This is a genomic window from Mesorhizobium sp. M1348 (assembly GCF_040317925.1).
Taxonomy (GTDB): Bacteria; Pseudomonadota; Alphaproteobacteria; order Rhizobiales; family Rhizobiaceae; genus Mesorhizobium.
Genome location: NZ_JAMYLH010000027.1, coordinates 41191 through 60259, shown reverse-complemented (window position 1 = coordinate 60259; position 19069 = coordinate 41191). Strand labels below are relative to the sequence as shown.

At 58.0% G+C, this 19069-nt stretch carries 14 protein-coding genes, 4 pseudogenes and 1 riboswitch; of the genes and pseudogenes, 7 read left to right on the top strand and 11 right to left on the bottom strand.

Going from position 1 to position 19069, the window contains the following annotated elements:
• Positions 1 to 73 precede the first annotated feature (73 nt).
• Positions 74 to 226, bottom strand: a pseudogene (locus tag NKH13_RS28835) (IS110 family transposase); the annotation flags it as partial.
• Between the two features lie 381 nt (positions 227 to 607).
• Here NKH13_RS28835 and NKH13_RS28830 point away from each other — a divergent pair.
• Positions 608 to 1150: a transposase gene (locus NKH13_RS28830; protein WP_352916059.1), complete on the top strand. Its 543-nt coding sequence runs from the start codon at positions 608 to 610 to the stop codon at positions 1148 to 1150.
• 245 nt (positions 1151 to 1395) lie between these two features.
• On the opposite strand, the gene NKH13_RS28825 is transcribed toward NKH13_RS28830, so the two are convergent.
• From NKH13_RS28825 to NKH13_RS28790, 8 genes and pseudogenes are all read right to left on the bottom strand, one after another.
• Complete coding sequence (locus tag NKH13_RS28825; RefSeq protein ID WP_352916057.1) at positions 1396 to 2250, bottom strand: alpha/beta fold hydrolase; 855 nt, start codon at positions 2248 to 2250, stop codon at positions 1396 to 1398.
• Positions 2251 to 2611: 361 nt separating this feature from the next.
• Positions 2612 to 3844, bottom strand: a complete 1233-nt coding sequence (locus NKH13_RS28820) for a hydantoinase/carbamoylase family amidase (RefSeq protein WP_352916054.1) — start codon at positions 3842 to 3844, stop codon at positions 2612 to 2614.
• Between the two features lie 430 nt (positions 3845 to 4274).
• Positions 4275 to 5705, bottom strand: coding sequence for an amidase (locus tag NKH13_RS28815; RefSeq protein ID WP_352916008.1), 1431 nt, complete (start codon positions 5703 to 5705; stop codon positions 4275 to 4277).
• 1115 nt (positions 5706 to 6820) lie between these two features.
• Positions 6821 to 6990, bottom strand: a pseudogene (locus NKH13_RS28810) (alanine racemase); the annotation flags it as partial.
• 183 nt (positions 6991 to 7173) lie between these two features.
• The gene (locus NKH13_RS28805) at positions 7174 to 8361 is read right to left on the bottom strand and encodes a glycine C-acetyltransferase (RefSeq protein WP_352916005.1); all 1188 of its coding nucleotides are present in this window, start codon (positions 8359 to 8361) and stop codon (positions 7174 to 7176) included.
• Positions 8362 to 8746: 385 nt separating this feature from the next.
• Positions 8747 to 9694, bottom strand: a complete 948-nt coding sequence (locus tag NKH13_RS28800; RefSeq protein WP_352916002.1) for an aminotransferase class IV — start codon at positions 9692 to 9694, stop codon at positions 8747 to 8749.
• A 920-nt stretch (positions 9695 to 10614) separates the two neighbouring features.
• Positions 10615 to 11082 carry an Lrp/AsnC family transcriptional regulator gene (locus NKH13_RS28795; protein ID WP_352915999.1) on the bottom strand — a complete coding sequence of 156 codons (468 nt, stop codon included), beginning with the start codon at positions 11080 to 11082 and terminating at the stop codon, positions 10615 to 10617.
• A 160-nt stretch (positions 11083 to 11242) separates the two neighbouring features.
• The gene (locus NKH13_RS28790) at positions 11243 to 11491 is read right to left on the bottom strand and encodes a hypothetical protein (protein WP_352915996.1); all 249 of its coding nucleotides are present in this window, start codon (positions 11489 to 11491) and stop codon (positions 11243 to 11245) included.
• Positions 11492 to 11550: 59 nt separating this feature from the next.
• Between NKH13_RS28790 and NKH13_RS28785 the strand changes: the two genes are divergently transcribed.
• Together NKH13_RS28785 and NKH13_RS35740 are read left to right on the top strand one after the other, a co-directional pair.
• Complete coding sequence (locus tag NKH13_RS28785; RefSeq protein WP_502914593.1) at positions 11551 to 12666, top strand: GntG family PLP-dependent aldolase; 1116 nt, start codon at positions 11551 to 11553, stop codon at positions 12664 to 12666.
• A gap of 39 nt (positions 12667 to 12705) precedes the next feature.
• Positions 12706 to 12992: pseudogene (locus NKH13_RS35740) on the top strand (Ros/MucR family transcriptional regulator); the annotation flags it as partial.
• A gap of 261 nt (positions 12993 to 13253) precedes the next feature.
• Here the strand turns inward: NKH13_RS35740 and NKH13_RS28780 are convergent.
• Positions 13254 to 13466 (bottom strand): cold-shock protein, encoded by a 213-nt coding sequence (locus tag NKH13_RS28780; RefSeq protein ID WP_352916051.1) that lies wholly within the window; start codon positions 13464 to 13466, stop codon positions 13254 to 13256.
• Between the two features lie 167 nt (positions 13467 to 13633).
• On the bottom strand, positions 13634 to 14788 hold the full coding sequence (locus NKH13_RS28775) for a D-amino acid dehydrogenase (RefSeq protein ID WP_352915993.1): 1155 nt from the start codon (positions 14786 to 14788) through the stop codon (positions 13634 to 13636).
• A gap of 49 nt (positions 14789 to 14837) precedes the next feature.
• Positions 14838 to 14933, bottom strand: a riboswitch (glycine riboswitch).
• 1224 nt (positions 14934 to 16157) lie between these two features.
• On the opposite strand from NKH13_RS28775, the gene NKH13_RS28770 reads away from it, so the two are divergent.
• The 4 genes and pseudogenes from NKH13_RS28770 to NKH13_RS35735 all read left to right on the top strand — a co-directional run bounded on the left by NKH13_RS28770 (position 16158) and on the right by NKH13_RS35735 (position 18940).
• Positions 16158 to 16352, top strand: coding sequence for a hypothetical protein (locus NKH13_RS28770; RefSeq protein WP_352915990.1), 195 nt, complete (start codon positions 16158 to 16160; stop codon positions 16350 to 16352).
• A complete protein-coding gene (locus tag NKH13_RS28765) occupies positions 16315 to 16782 on the top strand; it encodes a hypothetical protein (RefSeq protein WP_352915987.1) in 468 nt (155 codons plus the stop codon). The genes NKH13_RS28770 and NKH13_RS28765 overlap by 38 nt, the downstream gene beginning before the upstream one ends.
• Before the next feature lie 843 nt (positions 16783 to 17625).
• Positions 17626 to 17847, top strand: a pseudogene (locus NKH13_RS28760) (hypothetical protein); the annotation flags it as partial.
• A gap of 379 nt (positions 17848 to 18226) precedes the next feature.
• Positions 18227 to 18940 carry an antitoxin Xre/MbcA/ParS-like domain-containing protein gene (locus NKH13_RS35735; RefSeq protein ID WP_502914592.1) on the top strand — a complete coding sequence of 238 codons (714 nt, stop codon included), beginning with the start codon at positions 18227 to 18229 and terminating at the stop codon, positions 18938 to 18940.
• The last annotated feature ends 129 nt before the right edge of the window (positions 18941 to 19069 follow it).

The following is a 19069-nucleotide window of genomic DNA, read 5'->3' as shown; positions in this document are numbered from 1 at the left end:
GATGATGTGATGACAAACCGGTTGAGCCGGGGGGCGGAATAGCCCGCTAGGGGTTGTGAGCATGATGCTCGATGCGCCCAAGCTCGGCGGCACGGATGCGAATGCTGCGCCAGGCTTCCAACATCGGTAGCAGGACAGGAGCAAGCTCGCTCTGATCGATAAGAAGGCTCCGGACATTCTTTTCGAATGTAGTTCCCTTACCGGCGGGAACGAGCAAGCCGAACGTGTACTGATTGGGATCCGACCCGCGAACTTCATCAGGGCCCGCAGCCATAAGTGCTGCTTCAACGAGGCCGGACACATGGCTTGCACCCGACCGTTCTGTTCAGATCGTCATCAACCCCCTTGCAATGCGGAGAACATCCACACATGACCCCAAAGTCGCGAGGCCCTCGTCGACTAGGTCCTGCGCGAAAGGCGGTTCCATCGTCGGGACGATGACATCGCTCAGCAGTTTCTCCCAGGAGGCTTGAATGGGAATGCGAGCCGATGAAGCGAGGACGCATGCTCGTGGGTTCATCGGCAATTGCCGAAGCTCGTCTTGGCCGCGAGGCGATCCGCCAGAAACTACAACGTGCAGTTCGTCGCGGCGGCCACACTGGTTGCGATGCTGGCCAAGGCCCACAACGATGGCTCACTCGACAAGCAGTTGACGATCCTATCGCGGCCGAAAGCTCATCTGGACGAACTGGGCTATTTGCCCTTCGGGGTCAATGCCGCCCACCTGTTCTTCCAGCTCGTGTCACGGCGCTACGAGAACACCCGCTCCGTGGGCGAATGGGGAAGCGCCATTACCGCAACCTCGTTCGCCACTGCCATTGAAGATCTGGGCAACTTCAAGACGTCCCGGTCTGTTGGCGCCTGGATCGGCCTGACGACGCGCCGCTACCAATCCGGAGAAGTCGATTATGACGGCCATATATCCCGACGCGGCGACCGCCATTTGCGAGGGCTTCCCTACGAAGCGGCGTCGGTTATTCTGACGCGTAGCTCAACCGAGAGCACCCTGCGGACATGGGGCCTCAAGCTCCGGGAGAGGGTTGGCTTCAAACGAGCTGCCGTGGCTGTGGCGCGCAAACTGGCGGTGATAATGCATTCGATGCTCAAGACTGGTGAGTTCTTTGATCGAAATGCAGGCGCCACAGCATGAAATCTTGCGAATAGCGTTCAGGATCTGAGCGCCTGAGACGTCCCTGCCGGGACGTGAGCCGAGCCATTCCGCTGATGAGGTTGCACCGCTGACTCAGCAAAGTGCATCGTCCACATTGAAGGCTCGTCCGCGAAGCTCCATCATGCGGCGACCGATGTCGACCGCGAAGACAACCATGCACCCGGCAAACACGTTTCAAAGATCGAAAAGTGCCTTGACCCCAACTCAGCGATTAGACAACCTCATCAGAACAGAAGCTCGTCCTGCACCAGCCACGCCAACATGTGGGGCATCAGTTGGTTCAAGTTGTGCCCGAAGTGGGGAAAGAGCGCCAAGCTCGCATTCGGGATCTGGGTCTTCAGCCACTCTGAGTGGCGCCGCGCTGCCATGAGATCCTCGAGACCATAAAGAATCCGTGTAGGTGCCGTTATCGACCCGAGGTCGAAACCCCATGGCGACACCCATGATTGGGCGTCATCAACGTAAGCATCTTCCTCAGAATATGGCGAGTCGGGCAAGGCCAGCTGTTGCGCGATCTGGTCCCTCAACGGGGCCAGCAAACACGCAACGCGACGGTCATTCTCCGAATACAACTGTTTCTCAATTTCCGGATCGCGCAATTTGGAAGCGACACGCCTGTAGAATTCGCGAGATGACTCTGGGCCTTTCCGCGCCTCCACGATCTCCTCCCGCATGAGGGGGGAAGGCCCGTCAGCATAATCGAACCCTCCGGGACCAAAGTTCGGGCCGTTGCCGGCACTGCACACAGCCCGCGAAATGCGCTTGGGCAGCAGCGCTGCGGTGGCAAGGGCGAGCATGCCGCCCCCGGAATGGCCGTACACCGCTGCTATGTCAACCGACAGATGATCGAGGATGGCCTCAACAACCGGAACGATATCGCGGATCTTACGCCCGGGCTGAGGGGTTGAGCCCCCGTATCCTGGACGATCGAACGCAACGTGGCGACAGAAGAGCGCTCCGCTGGCCACATAGTTCACAATTTGGCCAAGGCCAGTGCTGGGAGTCCCATGGATTCCAACAACGAGCGGAGCGTCGGGCGGCCCAACCTCATATGCGCGGACGGTCCTGCCTTGTGGCATTGGGACCTCGAAGACGCGTGGAGTCAGGTACCTGTCAATGAAAGATTGCTCTTCCATCGCTCCAGACGATGAGGCTGTGTACGGATTCGCCCGGGAGGACGCGTCAGCGTGAAGTTGTTGGTTCATGATCGCTTCTCCTCATAATGTGCAATAGAGCTGCCCGGCTTGTCCCACCTGCGATGGGCAGATGGCCATTCAAACGCCGTAACTGATCGTGCCCACTGACGTGGCGTAAGTAACGGCTTTGGTCGACGTGCTCTCCGGCAAGGCCGGTTTGATCATCGTGCCACTGCGAAAGCTTGCCGCGCTTTGCTCATCGACGCACCGAGCACTTTCATGGCCCCATTCGGGTTGCCAACCGTTACGTCCTTTCTCCACGCAGGATCGTCTCGGCGGCATCAGCCAGCACCTGACAGCCAAGCACCAGGTCAGCATCGTTGGTGTTTTCGGTCCAATGGTGGCTAATACCGCCGATGCTTGGCACGAAAAGCATAGCAGACCTTAGTTTACGCCCCACGACCTGTGCATCGTGACTGGCGCCGCTTGGCATCCTCACGTAGGCGCCGGGTGCATGGCGCGCCGCCGCAGTCTCTATTGCTGCCTGGAAGGCCGGATCCATGTGCCATGGTTTGCCGGCCGCGGTCCGTTCAATGTCGGCGCGGCAACCGGTTTTGATCGAGGTCACTTCAACCAGCTCCCTTAACACCGCATCGAGGCGCTCTAGCACCGGCATCTCTGAATCGCGGAACTGGAAAAGCATCTCTGCCTTCCCCGGAATTATGTTGCGGGCCCCCGGCTCCAGTGTGATGCGGCCTGTGGTCCAGACAGAACGCGGGCCCGCTACTTCAGGAAAGCGCTCGGCAATTGCCATGGCCAGCGTAGCTGCAGCGACGCCCGCATCCTTTCGGATAGCCATTCGCGTCGTACCGGCATGGTTCTGGATGCCGTGGAAGACGATTGAGTACTGCCAGATACCTACGATACTGGTAACAACACCGATCCGCTTGCTCGAGGCTTCCAGCGCGTCGCCCTGTTCTATGTGTGCTTCGAGATAGCCTACGTGGCGTCCCGGTTCCACCAGAGATCGGGGAACGCTTGCTAGGCCAGCCTCACGGAGCGCCTCCCTGAGTGGCAGGCCGTGATCGACATTCACCGCGCGGTCGATCTCCGCTTCTTCGATGTCACCGACGAACGAACGACTTCCGAGCAAGGGGACGTAGTGACTTTCTTCATCCGCCCACGCGACTGCGGCGATGGGAAGACCGGTGCAGTCCGGCGTTTCCGCGAAGGCTCGAGCGATCTCAAGGCCGTAGATTACGCCGAGCGCTCCATCGAGCCATCCGGCATGATTCTGGGACTCTGCGTGCGACCCGATGAGCAGCGATCGCCGCTCCGAATGCGGCATGCCGAACACATTGCCGACACCGTCGATATGCGCCTGGAGCCCCACGGCTTCGTATTGTTGGGCAAGCCAGCGTCGGCTGTCCATGTCCTCGTTGGAATAGGTCGGACGATGAACACCGGTCCGGTACGCGCCGAATTGCGCAAATCGTCCAAGATCCGAGAGCAACCGCCCTGGGTTGATCTTTGGCATTGCTGCACCTTTCTGAAGTTCGTTACGGTAGCATTGCGCCTTTTGGATGGCCTCGGTGCGGTATGCAGTCGCCATCGATTCGATACTGTGAAAAAGCAGTGGGACGATCAAGCCGTTGCGTCTATCGACTGCCTTCACCACCAGCAACCAGGCCAGATCTTGAGAAGACCACCTCGACAGAGCCGGCTGTGGTGATGTACCGCGGGCTCATTGTGTCGAGTCACTTCCCAGCATAGGCTTGCGATTGCTGCATCATTTCCCCTTTAGTAATCCCAGGACCTCAACAATCCTGCAAAAAGCCGACACCGGAATCAGGAAAGCCTTGGCTGCGCCATGGCCGCTATTAAAGCCGCTTTCCAGGTCCTTCAATTACATCCTGAAACTCTCGCTCAACCTTGCCGTTAGCTGCAGGGTGGCCGTCCTATCCCCTTTATCGTGCAAAAACGGGCGGCCGCCGCTTTGCCCAAGGAAGTGCATTTTCTAGATCCCGCGCGACTCGGATAACGGTCGCCTCATCGGCAAACCTTCCAACGATTTGAATACCGATCGGCAGTCCCTTGGCGCTGATGAAAAGTGGCAACGATACAGAAGGCTGGCCAGTTACGCTGAATACACCGAGATATTGGCAAATCCCCGCGTCAAAAGTCATAAGCTCGTCAAGCGACATGTTCCCGAGATTCATAGAGTAGATATCATGTGGAGGGGCGGTACACGGCATCGTCGCTGTCAACAGAATATCAAAGCCCTGCACTGCCCTGCCCACATCGAAGCGGACTTTGCGGGCGTGCTCAAATACCTTCGCCGCGTGAGATAGCGGAAGCTTCTTCGCCCTCTTATAGATTTCCAGATTGAGAGGTTCGAGCGTAGTCTCATCCACCTTTCGGCCGAGAGCACTTGCGGCCTCATCCAGTCCGATATAGGTGAGATAAAATCCGCCGTAAACAACCTCGCGATATTCCGAGGCAGAGAACGGCGGGTCTATTTGCTCGACCACATGCCCCATTTCCTCCAGCATTTTGGCCGTTTCCGCCACCCGGTCGCGAATCTCCGGGTCGAGCTTCACCTCCCCCCATGAACTCAATGCGACGCCGACCTTCAAGCATCCGCCCGACTGCGACAGCAGCTCTTCAACGTACGGGCGTTCCGGTCGCGGAATAACGAACGGATCACCAGGGTAGCTTCCCGAGAGTACGTCGAGCGCCGCCGCCGCGTCGCGAACCGTCCGACAGAGAACGAACCGTCGACTTATCCCGTAACCTGGGTCCTGCCCATTTGGCCCACCGGAGACGCGGCCGCGCGAAGGATTAAGGCCCACAAGCCCGCAATAGGATGCCGGGATACGAGTGGATCCGCCACCATCACTGGCTGATGCGATGGGCACGATGCCGGCAGCCACTGCCGCTCCTGATCCAGAGGACGAGCCGCCTGCGGTTCGATCCAGATTCCAGGGGTTGCGCGTAATCCCGCACATAGCAGTTTCACTTAGGCCTGATGCACCTAACTCGGTCGTAGTCGTGCGCCCGACAATGCGGAGTCCTCCGGCACGGACCCGCTCCACGTAGTAGCTATCGACGGTAGGACGATAGCCTTGATATAGACGGCTGCCGCATTCATAAAGTCGGCCAGCCTCAGTCGAACTTATGTCCTTTCGCAGGAAGGGCACTCCCGCGAAGGGCCCTTCTTCTGAGCCAGACACGGTTTCGGCGTCGTTGTAAAACTCAATTACGGCATTGATCGTAGGGTTGATCCGATCATTAGCTTCAAGCGCAAGCCGGGTGAGTTCAAGAGATGTGACTTCACGACTACGGACTAGCTCCGCGAGCCCGGCAGCATCATAACTTGTATACTCATCCAGATTCATGTGGATCCTTCTTATCGCTCCAGAAGCAGCCAATTTCTCTCAATACAAGCCCAAAGTTTCGATGTTGTTGTCGTCTTTTTTTGCCCGCGGTTCGGGAGAGTTTCCGGGGGCACTTGCTCCTTCGGCGCAAGACGACGGGGCTCTCCTGAATGACCTTCCTAAACGCGGCGTCGGCTGCCCCTTTAGATCGCACAGCTTCCCATGGGAAAAAGTTCAATCCGAACCTGGACGTGCAACGGGCGTTCCAAAAAAACTGCCCGGATTGACGGCTTCAGCGCAAACTAGCCGAAAGCTACGCCGTGATCCGCGGCTCAAAGTTTACGCAACCAAGCGCAATCATGCTTCGGGATCGTCACGGTGCAGCTCGACCGTGAGCCTCTTGGCATTATCGACGAAGTCAAGTGCGCGTTTGCGCCGGGCCACGACATTGCCCAGTGCGTCGACGCAACAATAAGAACTGTGTTACAGTTCCACCTAGGCCGCTCGGCGAAGAAAGCATGGTCGGGAAAACATGGTCTTGGACGGAACCCTTCCGCCTGCGGCACGATCCTCTTTCACCGGGTGTCGGACCGCCTGAGGTGGCTCATCGACAACTACCGATCCCTTATTCCCAGGTTGGGAGTGAGTCGTGCAGGGGTCCTTCGGCGCATTGCTCAACCAACTGAGACTTGGCAGGTATCCGCGAACAAGCCGCTCCGCCCGGGAGCCGCCAATCAGATTAGATGTCGGCGGCCCGCGACGCCGGGAGGGCCGTGCTGAAAGATGTGGAGACGCCCGTTTTATCCCCTTGGCGGCTCTGATGTGACGTTGGCCGTCCACATGGGGATTTTTGATCGCGAAGCTGACTGCAAGGTCCTTTTTGCCTTGTCCAAGTTCCTGCCGGCTCTGTGGTTCTCTCGCGGTTAACACTTGGTCGCCGCATGTTAGCGTTCAGGACGCGGGTGTCTCAATGTAATCGATCGCTGGACCTTAGGTTAGAGCTGCCTCCCCATTTACGAGATCACCGACGCCATCGTCACAGGGCGGGTGTTGCTATGGGCTTAGCTGTGATCACGCAGCAGGCCAAACTGGGCAACGAAGAAATGCCGGCAGCCTATGTCGTAGACGGTTTTTTACGAACGTTTCGCACCGAAGCCATAGGCATCGGCCTTCACGACGGCGGCCGTGCGGGCCGCGTCAGCATCGAGGCAAGCTTCACATAATTACGACCGAGAGCGGCGAGATCAATCGTAAGATAGTCCCCTAGCCCCCGTATCGTAAGTACAGAATTTCGGCATTTTTGCATGTTCAAATACAACTTTAGGCATTGCTATCATGGTTGCGCTGGAAATTGAACGCAATATCCTGAGGCTACTACGTCTCGATACCGGATGAGTAATGAAGGGGAGCCGAGGTTCCAAGCCGGCGTCGATGCAACGCCTTCCAACCACAATCGCCTCCCATGCTTTCCTGTCTCCAATGTTGGACATCAGATGACTCCCAGTTCTCTGCCTACCTCCGTGAAGGCCTCGACGGCTCGGTCGATATCCGCACTTGAGTGTGCGGCAGACATCTGCGTGCGGATGCGGGCGTGACCCGTCGGCACTACGGGGAAGGAGAAGCCGATCACATAGATGCCGCGCTGGAGCATCTTCTCGGCCATCTGCTGCGCGATAGTTGCGTCGCCCAATATCACAGGGATGATCGGATGGTTCGTGCCAGCCAGCGTGAAGCCCGCCTTCGACATCTTCGAGCGGAAGCGGTCGGCATTGGCGTAGAGCCTTTCGCGCAGCACATCGCCTCGTTCGACCAAGTCGAACACCTTCAGCGACGCGCCTGCAATGGCGGGCATCAGCGTATTGGAGAAGAGGTACGGCCGCGAGCGCTGGCGAAGCCAGTCGATGACCTCGCGCTTGCCTGACGTGTAGCCGCCCGACGCGCCTCCAAGCGCTTTGCCGAGCGTGCCAGTGATGATGTCGATGCGGCCCTCGACGCCGCAATGCTCCGCTGAGCCGCGCCCATACCTGCCGATGAAGCCGACCGCATGGCTGTCGTCTACCATGACCATTGCACCATATTTCTCGGCCAGATCGCAGATGCCGGCAAGATTGGCGATGATGCCGTCCATCGAAAAGACGCCATCGGTCGCGATCAGCAGGAAGCGGCAGTCTTGGGCCTTCTTCAGTTCCTCTTCCAGCGCGACCAGGTCGTTGTTGAGATAGCGGAAGCGCCTAGCCTTTGAGAGCCGCACACCGTCGATGATGGAGGCGTGGTTCAGCGCGTCGGAAATGATGGCGTCTTCTTCGCCGAGCAGCGTCTCGAACAGACCGGCATTGGCATCAAAACAGGATGAATAGAGGATCGTGTCTTCCATCTTGAGGAATGAGGAGATGCGCGCCTCGAGATGCTTGTGCACTTCCTGCGTGCCGCAGATGAAGCGGACCGACGCCATGCCGTATCCATAGCGGTCGAGCGCAGCCTTTGCTGCGTCCCGCAGATCTTCATTGTCGGCGAGGCCGAGATAATTGTTGGCACAGAAATTCAGGACCTTGCTGCCGCCCGCGACTTCGATCGTGGACGACTGCGTCGAGGTGATGACGCGCTCGGATTTGTAGAGCCCTGCAGACTTCAACGCAGCCAGTTCCGCCGACAAATAGGCAATGAAAGCATTCTTCATCTGCAACTCCGCAGGAAATGGCATGGAGCACATCACTACGGCTCGACGCCCATGGTAACGTAGCCAGCTCCGAGCCCGTGATATTTCACAGGGATTGTGACACCGAGCAAATCGACATCATCACTTCCCGGGAGAGCGACGAGTCGGTCGCTTCGTTGAGGTAGGCGTCGTCGGCGCGTGGCGCGAGCCCGCCGGTGCAGAAAGTCGCGGCACCCTCGCGGATCGCGCTCGTCCTCCGACCGGTCTCCCCTCGGCCAAATCCACGATGTCCAGGGCGACGCCCCGCCGAAGCGCGCCTGCTCGACTGTTTGAGTTTGTGTGACAACAGCTCATGGAGAACGACACGAAGCCGCTCGCCAAGTTGCTGTCGCATGGTTCATTCCGATCATGGGTAGCTGACCGCAGTCGACCATGCCGGATCATCGTGCTTTCGCCAGTAGAGATCCTTGAGCCGTCGGGTGACGGATCCGACTTGCCCATCAGCGATCGCGGTATCGTCGATGCGCGTTACCGGCATAATGCCGCCGGCAGTCGAGGTGATGAACACCTCGTCAGCCCCTTTGATCTCAGCACGACTAACATCAACAGCCGTGGCCGAGAGCCCCATCTCGGCACAAAGGTCGAAAACAGTCCGGCGCGTGATGCCTGGCAGCACTCCAAAAGCTGGCGTTTTCAGGGATCCATCCTTTACAACGAACACATTGAAGCCAGGCCCCTCCGCAATGTGTCCGTTCGTATCTAGTATCAGCGCCGTCTCCGCTCCTACGTCGTAGGCGTCAAAAAGACCCTTCACGAGATCCAGCCAATGATAGTTCTTGATCGCGGGATCGATCGATTTGGGCGGTATGCGAACGGTTTCGCTGATTGCGACGTGCAAGCCTCTTTCCAGCTGTTCCTTGTTGGCAACCGACCCAAAAGGAATAGCAAACGCCATGAATCGGTTCTCCGCTTGGCGGGGATCGCGGCTGAATGCCGGCGATGAACCGCGCGTGCAGATCATCTCCACGTATGCTGACTTGTGCCCAGACAAAGCAACACAGGCTGCGAGAATCGATTCGATTTTCTTGCGATCGTAGGGAAGTTTCATTCGAAGACGCTCAACCCCCCCAAAGAAGCGATCAAGATGCAGGTCCAACCTGAAGAACCTGCCATTCCAGACGTGCACAGTGTCGTAAGTGGCATCCGAGTGCAGGAAACCCCAATCCAAAACGGAGATCTTGGCCTCGGACATCGGCAGATATTGCCCGTCCATGAAAGCGACGCCGTGCGGATACCGACGCCCATCAACATGATGCTCATCGACGGTTGGAAGAACAGGTAAGAGCTGGGTCATTTGTCTATCTTTCCGATCCGTTTACTCGGCCAGGTCAAGAATTGCCCTAGAGCTTGCGCTCGAAGTGGCTCGTATGCTCATCGCTGGAAGGCATCGTACGGCACCGGCGATGGTGACGTGGGAGACGCGACGTTGGGCACCAAATTCAGACAATCGGCGAGCTGCAACAGACATTCGTCGGAAGGAAGTGAAATGATTCGATCAGGCAGCCGCCCACCTATTTGGTCTGAGTTAGCCCCCTCTGCCGAGATAAACGCAAATGCGGCGCCGGACTCTCGCGGCGAACTCGGGGTGTCATGGGTTTGAGGCCTTTCCAGAAGGTTGCCTTCTCGACCTGGCCTCGCCAGGGAACAGCCTCCGCGCATTGCGTGCTATGGCTTGGCATCGGGCGCTCATTCAGGTGCAACTCGTAGCCGGACAGCTCAGCTGTTCCTGGGACACGCAAACGTTTTTCCGAGATTTGGGTAACAAGCTGGTACTGATCATCGCTTAGGCACGGTCGGAACGCCCACGCTCTGCATGGCTAACCGAGGCGTGACCGCCGTTTACGAAGTTTGTCTTGAGGAGGGGGCTGTCAGGCGATCGACAGGCATTTCGGGCAGCCCAAGGAGTGTTAACGCCGGCAACACCAGCACCGAGAATCCCGAGATAGAATGACTAGGGCATGGGACATGCTCCTTAGGGGCAGCGGCCTCTCCGAGGCCACTGCGCGCATGCCCCCTCAAGAACCTGAGAGTTCCGGGGCGGTTCCTCCTTCGGCGCCGGGCGAGCCTGTCTCTTCCTCGATGGCCTTTGACGCAGCGTCTGTGGCGCTTTGGATCGCACAGTTCCCGCGTCGAGTTCAATCCGAAGCTGGACGTACAATAGGCGCTTCAAAAAACGCGGCCCGGACTGATCGCTTCAGCGCAACCCGCAGAAAATTACGCCGTTATCCGAGGCTCGAACTTGACACGATCGAGCGCAATCATGCTCTGAAATTTTCGGACATTGGGGTTGGTATAGAGCTTTGTCTTGACGAAGACGTCAAAAGCCTCGACGTCCTCGACGGCCACGATCAGCACAAAATCGGCGTCGCCCGTAACCATGTAGCACTGGGTAACCTCCTTGGCCGCGCGCATCGCGCGCTTAAAATCGTCGACAAGGTCAAGACGCTCACGGTCTAGCTCTACCGTAAGGACAACGGTGAGCGATTTGCCAAGGGCCTTCGGATCGACCAGCGAGATGTCCGCAACGATCACGCCATCCGAACGCAGCTTGTTCACTCGACGCATGCATGAGGCGGCTGAGGAACCGACCAGTTCCGCGAGTTCGGCAAAGGAGAGCCGGTTGTTCTTTTGTAGGGCTGTGAGGATTCTTCGATCTAGGTCGTCCATCGCGATGCCAGCCATGTTAGGAACCTCCATAATCGCAAAAGCTTGCGCAACATTTATTGCAATTTGCCACGCAAGGTGAAACAGAATAGGAACAGGTCCAGCAGATTTGAAAATTCGTCGGGCTTTCGGGTCCAAACAGGTAGGTCCGGCGTGCATCCAATAGACTGACGATAGTTCAAATCGCACCGCTTTGTGCGGGCTGTGCTTCAAAAACCGGTGTATTTTGATGCAAACCTGCCTCCCCCATGCTCCATATTTCGTGATGAAGGCGAACCTCGTCGAGACCAATTTGGAGGCGCATGGCTGCGACATTTTCAGCACTTCCTTTGACCGGCGTCCCAATCCCGCCATCAGAGCGCGGACGGCGGCGGGCGAAGGTGTTTGCGGTGATGGCGTGCGCGGACCTCGACGCATTGTCGGTCACGCCCCGCGGTATCTCACCAGATACCAGGGGTTTTGGGACACTTCGCGCCGTTTCCCTTGATGCTCAGTTCTGCTGACGGGGCCGAAGATCGTTTTGCGAAAGATAGGCAATGCCACCTCTGGGAGAGAAGAGTGATAGATCTGCTCAGCGATACCGTAACCCTTCCCACCCAAGAGATGCGTCGGGCGATATTCGACGCGGAAGTGGGTGACGCCGGTTACGGTGAAGACCCCACGTTGAACCGGCTAGAAGCGTTGGCGGCGGAAATGCTCGGCAAGGAAGACGCCGCTTTCATGTCGAGCGGATGCCAGGGAAACCTTGCTGCGTTGCTCGCGCATTGTCCGCGCGGCCATGAGGTAATTGTCGGCGATCGCTCCGATCTCTACGACTTCGAGGCCGGAAGCGTTTCGGTGGTGGGCGGCCTTGTTCTTCACCCCGTATCGACGGAACCCGACGGACGGCTGTCCCTGGATAATCTGCGCTCGGCGATCCGCGACAAGAGCGATTACCAATGCGCACCGCCCGGGGTCATCGTGCTGGAGAACCCGCACTGTCAGCGTGGCGGGCGCGTCCTGCCTGCATCCTATATCAAGGAGGTGCGCGCGTTTGCTGACGAGCACGGCCTGCCGCTGCATCTCGATGGCGCCCGCATCTTCAACGCGGCGATCGCCTCGAACAGGACGCCGGCGGAAATGGCGGAGGACTTCGACTCGATCATGTTCAGCCTGTCAAAAGGACTAGCCGCTCCATTCGGCTCCATGGTGTGCGGAACAAGGCCCTTCATTGACGGGGTGAGACGCTATCGGAAGCTCTTGGGAGGCGGCCTTCGGCAAGCCGGCTTCATGGCCAGTGCAGGTATCGTGGCGCTTCAAACCATGGTGGACCGACTGATCGAAGACCACCGTCGTGCGCAGTTGCTGGCGGAGAAGATCCGTGACATTCCCGGCATTCGCCTCGAGCCGTCGGTCATCGATACAAACATGGTCTTCTTCCGGCTTGAACGGAACGGTCTGTCGACCCCGGAATTCCTGTCAGCGCTATCGCAGCGGGGCGTGCGGATGGGCACGCTTCACGAAGGCGTCGTTCGCGCGGTCTTCCACTATCTCGTCAGCGATCACGATGTCGAGGCGACCGCAAACGCCATTCGATCGGTTCTGCAGGCGGAGCCAAAATGATGGGTGGCGATGGCGCGCCTCCGTAGAAGAAACCTGAGTCTCAAGCCTGCCCTATCTATCAGGAAGTCGGTGATGCCGGACTACATCATCTGCCTTGAGGACGGAAAGAAGTTCAAATCGCTAAGCGCCATCTGCCGACCCACAATGGGCTGACGCCGGACGAATATCGCGTCAAATGGGGTCTGCCGGCGGATTGTCCCATGGTCGCGCCGAATTACGCCGCTACGCGATCGGCATTGGCCAAGACGATGGGCCTCGGCCGCAAACCGGTACAGCCGGAAATGCCTGCGCCGGCGAAGCGGACCCGCAGGAAGGTCGCAGCTTGATTTCAGAAATCGAGGTTCGTTCTGGAGCGCGCAGCTGCCATTGGCATAATTCTGCATCTGTCCGGAATATGAAAAGGCGCGGCTATTACCCCGCCTTTCCTTTCAAACAGCTTGGCTTCTCCAGCAAATCGCGCGGGCTTGCAGCAGTCTGCTGATCAAGCCGCCCGGTCGAGCTCTGCGCTCGCCCGCTCTTATCCCGCGGCGTCAGACCACCCGGGATCGATCGCGTCCATCCGCTGTTGCCAGCAGGCGGTAGAAAATTTAGCCGGCTTTGCTGAGGCTGCCAGCTGAGGACTTGCCAGTGCGGCGGTCCTGTTCGATTTCATAGTTGACCTTCTGGCCATCAGCGAGGGTCGAAAGCCCCGCTCTTTCAACGGCGGAAATGTGGACGAAAACGTCCTGACCGCCATTGTCGGGCTGGATGAATCCAAATCCCTTGGTGCTGTTGAACCACTTCACCGTTCCAGTCGCCATATGCGTTTTCCTTTGTAACAATTGCAATGTGGGCAGGCCGTCAGGCCAGTCCCGATTCATAACCGAAACTTCTGCGTTAGGCTTAGCAAAAACGAGAAATTTGCAAGGCTCGGTTTGACCGGCGGCTTTAACGCCTCATGTACCGTCCAGCGCCCGCCCGTAGGGGCTCACGTGACGACACGCTTTACGGCCCGATGCGATACCCGAGACGGGCCGAGCAAGAAGGCAAGAGTTACCAGCCACGGCGACGAGAAGGTGATCGCTTGGGGCAAATGGGGACTGTGGACGACGACGCTATCGGCCGGTTCGGGCCTCGCCGGTTTAGACGGAAGCTGGCCGTCGGCCTTCCCCGCGGCAGAGTTGAACTCTGCGGTCCCGGCCACTCGGAAGCGCGCTTCGCCAAGCCGGCTGGTCACGATTTTGGCCCGGTCGTCGAGAATGCTCACCCAGGGAGCGGCTTCCTGTGCCGCAACGTCTTCCAGGTGGACCGTGATCGAGTAGCCCTTGACGGGATAGATGTTGAGGCGATCGCCCAGCATCGCCGCGAAGTCACGGCTGTTCGAGCCCGCGCATACGACGATCGCGTCGGCCTCGATAACCTGCGCCGTGGCGTCTTGGGTCGAGTATGTTAGCCTGAACCGGCCGCGTCGCTCAATCTTTGTCACCGCCGCGTCGTAGTGGAAACTTCCACCATGCCGTTCGCATGCGCGGGCCAAGCCGGTGGTATACTTGTGGATGTCACCTGTTGAGTCAGAAGGTGTGTAGAACCCACCATAGAAAGCGCCCTGCAAGGCCGGTTCAAGGGACGCGATCTCGCCAGCCGTGACCGGTCGCCTGTCAAGGCCTCCTTCGACGAGGAGTTGATTGACTTTCGTGCCGTGGTCGAAGCCCGGCTTGTCCCAATAGACATGAAGAATCCCGCGACAAACGTGGTCAAAATCGATGTCCTCACGCTCAGCGATGTCAAACATGTGCCTGCGCGTCGCGATAGCCACGCGGGTGGTGGCAACAGTATTCTCACGGTACTTCGCGATGTGGGATACAAATTCCGCAAGCCAGCTGTACTTGTGCCATGTCGGCGCCGGGTTCATGAGGAGTGGCGCGTCGCGCCTCGCCATCCACTTGATGCCCTTTAAGAACGTCGACCAGTGGTTCCAGACTTCCGCATTGCGAGCCGAGAACTGGCCTCCGTTTGCAAACGAGGTCTCCATTGCGGCATAGCGCTGACGCTCTAGCACGGTGACGTCATGGCCGTGTTCCAAAAGGGCATAGGCTGTCGACACGCCGGTAATGCCGGCACCAATCACAACAATCTTGCGCATTTCGCTCTCCAGACAGGACAATTGGTTCGGGCCAGTCGGCCCGCGGCTCTTCCCCAAATCTGTCACTGTACCTGAGAGCTTAACCGGGTGGCTGGGCTTTCCCCTTCGGTGGACGCTGCGGGCGTCTCTCTCCAGATTGTTCGGCAGGACGGTCGCTTGTACCTGAGAGTTTCCTTGGGGGGTTGCTCCGTCGGTGTCGGCAACGTGCCGATCTCTCCCGTACTGCCTATTGAACGGTCCGTTTATTGCTCCATCCAACGATAGTTACAGCCCTGGCTTGCGCCTCAATGGTGAAGCGACGCATCATTTTCGCCGGCAAGCTGAAACGTGTGAACCAAGGATGCCCGTTTCTTCGGCAACCAGTGGGACATTCGAAAACCTCATGGAGCACATTTGAGGCACCCGAGCCACCGAGACCGCTTACGTCAGTGCGGCAGCGCTGGGACACCCTCTCGTCGGCTGAACGAAGTCGAATCGCAACTGCTCGCCGCCCGGTCAACAGAACTACTACAGGTACTCCACCGTACACCGCGCGCGCACCTGCCGGGTGCCAGATGAAGTTTTCAGAGGATCGAGACCGGTAATTTCTTTGGGTCAGGCGGCGCGCAGGAGTGGCGGTTGTGCTTGAACAGGGGAGGCACGTTCGGTTGTGGCTGTGGCAATGGTGCGCAGACACTCAGCGAATTGAAAGCCCGGCAGGAGACTACGCTCGCTGCCGGGCCGGTACTGCCTTGGGAGGAGGCAGAAGTCAGTTACTCGCGCATCAATTCCAGATCGCCTCGCCTAAAGCCCATAGCTCCCTGCCAGGGTCAGCGTCGGTCGTCTGAATCTTTCTCCTGGGGGGATACATTCGCGAGACGAAGCCTCATCCCCTTTTTGATTTAATGGTGCGGTTGATGTGCACCTACAAGTATAGATGCATAGAGGAGGACGGTTTGCGCCAAAATGCGTCGACTGCTGAAACGTGGACCGCACAAGGCGGCTTGGTTTGAAATATGTGCGCGAAGAGGACCCTCGTGGCGCTCGATCCTTGCGTTCAAACATTCGAGCAGCGCTGCGAGACAGACAGCCCATCCAGCCAGCCATGACGGAGCCCGTTTCTGGGTTAGCGGTGCGCAAATGTGGCAGCTTGGCTAGAATGGCGAGGGCATGTTTGGATGACTTGTGAAATCCAGCCCGCAGTCGATCGAGAAGCTCCCACAATGTCGAATAAAAAGATCTCCACTCGTACCGTTTCAACATAAGACGTTCCGTTCCCTGTGATCGGCTGCACTTGTTTCGAACCTTGGCACCCTGGTTGAGGGCGTGGCTGCTGCATGGCTGATGACGAGCATTCCTGCCCATTGAACCGACCGAGAAGCATGCGACCGTGCGCAAGCGCACCATCAGGATCGGCGAGCGGCTCGACGACCACATCGCGCAGGAAACAGGGCGCGCGAGGTCTCAAATCGATGACCGACGCCAGCTCGAAATGCAGCTTCCCGGGGATCGACGCAAAGAGTTCGTCGTCAGCATCGATACGGCTCATGTGCGCAGCGCCGCCCAATTCGGGGCGAAATTTTGAACTCGTCGTGGCCAGATGCGGCCGCGGTGGACGAGGCGAATCCGGTGGCCGCTATTTCATCACCGGCAGCACCGACCAAATGGCGATCCGGGATCGCACCCTTCATACCCTTCGGCGCGAAGGGTACTGCGGCTTCGGCGACATCGCTGTGATCTCGGACGGCGCAGAAATTCTCAAGCGGCTGCGCCGCGCCATGCCGAAGCCGACGGCCCACAACATCGACTGGTTCCATATCGCCATGAAGATCCAGCCCATGCAGCAGATCGCCGATCAGCGGATACGATCCCACACTGACCGAACCGGGGAGCTGCCCTCCATCGACAGGGACATCAGGGCCGTGAAGTGGCGTCTATGGCATGGTCGTGTCGATCGCGCCATCCGCGACCTGGATCGCAGCGAGAAGGCGAGTCTCGATCGCACGGCTTCATAGTCTCGGGTTGCAGCTTCTGACCTACGTCCGTTCCAACCGCGGTGCGATCGTAAACTATGGTAAGCGCTACCGAGCCGGCCTTCGCGTTGCCACGTCGCTCGCCGAGTCGACGGTGAACTCACTCGTCGGGAAACGTATGGTCAAGAAGCAGCAGATGCGCTGGTCGCTCCACGGCGCGCATATGCTTATGCAGGTCCGGACGGCCGAGATCAATGGCGAACTTCACGATAGATTGCGGGCACCGTTTCGACAGCCAGAGCCAAACGTGCCTTCTCTTTTCAAGCCTAAACCTCCCCTTCTGCGCGCCGCCTGACCCCAGAGAAATTACCGGTCACATGAAGCGGAAGTAGACCCAGACAGCACGGGCCACGATTTCGATCCGATAGCGGTGGCGCTGCTACCTCAATTTCCTTACCGCTCGATCAATGTGACAGCACCTCTCAGCCCTGTCTGGACAGCCCGAAGCGCGTCACGGAAACTTTTATTTCAAACTGAACTGCTCTGTGTGCTTCGCATTTCAGCAGTTGATGCACTTTGGCGCAAAACTTTCTCCCCGCACCGTCATATTCCTAAAAGAGAAGCAATTTCGTTGAGCAATGCGGGAGAATCCATAGCTACCGCAGAAGCGTCTTAGCCCCTCGACTTTAGGCGGCGGCCACCGAACGGGAAATTCGCTTAACCCAAGGGGATGAAACATGTTGAAGTTTGCCAAGATGGATGGGCAAGGATGAAAATTGCGCTCGGACCCGGCCTGTCAGGCTGATGGAGCGCGTATGGATCCAGCTTCCCGACGGAACCCGTCTGGCTGCTTGGCAGACAGCGGTGGAAGGGCGGACGACCGCTACCAAGCGCCGCATGCGGCCAATGCTCGGCTTCAAATCACCAGCATCAGCCGCGATCATCCTAAACGGCATCGAAATGGTCCACATGATGCGTAAGCGACAAGCGAGGTTCGCCTTCAATCCGAATCCATCCTTCTCGCGTCAGCCCTCTCTTCGCTCCCATTCAGCCGTTGCAACAAAACCAATGAAACGCCCGAGGACGGGCTTTCAACCTTTGTCATGAACGAGGTGCCGCGCACCTGGCCAATGCGATGCGGCAACGGTGAAGCATGTATGCCGCCAGTAAATGCGAGCGTCGAAGTCGAGGTCGAGTATACAGTTCGTCCAAATGTGCAATACGTTCAAGTTGTCCAAGTAACACTTAGAAAATAGTTGCATAAAGGCAACGTGTAAATTATATAACTCTGGCAAGCTAAGCTTTTGGCTTGCACAAATCCCTGCGAAGGATGCACTGCGATGTGCGTCTCTTTCGATCGTGGGGCAAAGACGGTCGTCCATCGACGTTCTTCCCTTTTTTTATTGAGAGGCACAAGTTGAAACCTCAAGACGGTTGCTAGGTCGCGAGCAACGAAGACGCAATACATCGTCGTCCGCCAAACTTCATGTCTTCAATGCTCTTTCGGCGGCTTGCTGAGGGCGTGCTATTGAGAAAGCCACATATGTCGGGGTCGAGTGATCTTGGGGATGAAAAGCGCCAGACCGAGCTTTCAAGCTTTGTCATGAGGGAGGTGCAGCGCATCCTTGCCCAATGCGATGAGGCGAGGCAGGGTGACAAGGCTGCTGTTGCGCCTTCGGGTCCTCCTTCCAACGATTTGACCACCGTGGCCGCCGAATTTCTTGGTAGGCTCGAGGCCGAAGCAGCGCGACGGCTAAATGCCCAGGCGTGTGAGATCGCTTCGCGACCTCGGCCAGCCGATCATCCTCTCGGGCATCCGGTTCAGAAAGATTACCCGAGAGAAGGAGCGCGCATTGCAGAGTGGGCCGGTCCAGTTGCGGGTTCGACGCATCTCGAGAGACGTTTTGGAATACCGCGATCCACGCTGTATTGGTGGCAGCGGCATAATGATGTGGTTGCCTTCCGGCGAGGCTCCCGCAAGCATGTATTTCCCCTGGCTCAGTTCATCGACGGCAGGCCCATGCCCGGAATTAGGCAGGTCCTTTCCTCGATCTCCGATCCCAGATTGGCTTGGCTGTGGCTGATCAGTCCGTCGCCCCTTCTCAAGGGTCGCGTTCCTATCGAATTGCTAAGGGAAGGTATGAACGCAGAAGTCGTCGCATCCGCCGCCCAGGCTGTTTCTCTGATTGGATCTATCTGACGATTGGCCGGATGCCGACGGCTGTCCGCGCATTATGTACGTGCGCACAACGCAGATGTGCCAATTGTGCGATTTGTTCAAATGTATAGTTGTTCAATTTGTGCAACTAATACTGACGATTTAGTGGTA

Coding starts and splice junctions, on each gene's coding strand:
- NKH13_RS28830 (WP_352916059.1), top strand. CDS start 608: ATGCTGGCCAAGGCCCACAACGATGGCTCACTCGACAAGCAGTTGACG.
- NKH13_RS28825 (WP_352916057.1), bottom strand. CDS start 2,250: ATGCCACAAGGCAGGACCGTCCGCGCATATGAGGTTGGGCCGCCCGAC.
- NKH13_RS28820 (WP_352916054.1), bottom strand. CDS start 3,844: ATGCCAAAGATCAACCCAGGGCGGTTGCTCTCGGATCTTGGACGATTT.
- NKH13_RS28815 (WP_352916008.1), bottom strand. CDS start 5,705: ATGAATCTGGATGAGTATACAAGTTATGATGCTGCCGGGCTCGCGGAG.
- NKH13_RS28805 (WP_352916005.1), bottom strand. CDS start 8,361: ATGAAGAATGCTTTCATTGCCTATTTGTCGGCGGAACTGGCTGCGTTG.
- NKH13_RS28800 (WP_352916002.1), bottom strand. CDS start 9,694: ATGACCCAGCTCTTACCTGTTCTTCCAACCGTCGATGAGCATCATGTT.
- NKH13_RS28795 (WP_352915999.1), bottom strand. CDS start 11,082: ATGGCTGGCATCGCGATGGACGACCTAGATCGAAGAATCCTCACAGCC.
- NKH13_RS28785 (WP_502914593.1), top strand. CDS start 11,551: ATGCTCAGTTCTGCTGACGGGGCCGAAGATCGTTTTGCGAAAGATAGG.
- NKH13_RS28780 (WP_352916051.1), bottom strand. CDS start 13,466: ATGGCGACTGGAACGGTGAAGTGGTTCAACAGCACCAAGGGATTTGGA.
- NKH13_RS28775 (WP_352915993.1), bottom strand. CDS start 14,788: ATGCGCAAGATTGTTGTGATTGGTGCCGGCATTACCGGCGTGTCGACA.
- NKH13_RS28765 (WP_352915987.1), top strand. CDS start 16,315: ATGTGCGCAGCGCCGCCCAATTCGGGGCGAAATTTTGAACTCGTCGTG.
- NKH13_RS35735 (WP_502914592.1), top strand. CDS start 18,227: ATGTCTTCAATGCTCTTTCGGCGGCTTGCTGAGGGCGTGCTATTGAGA.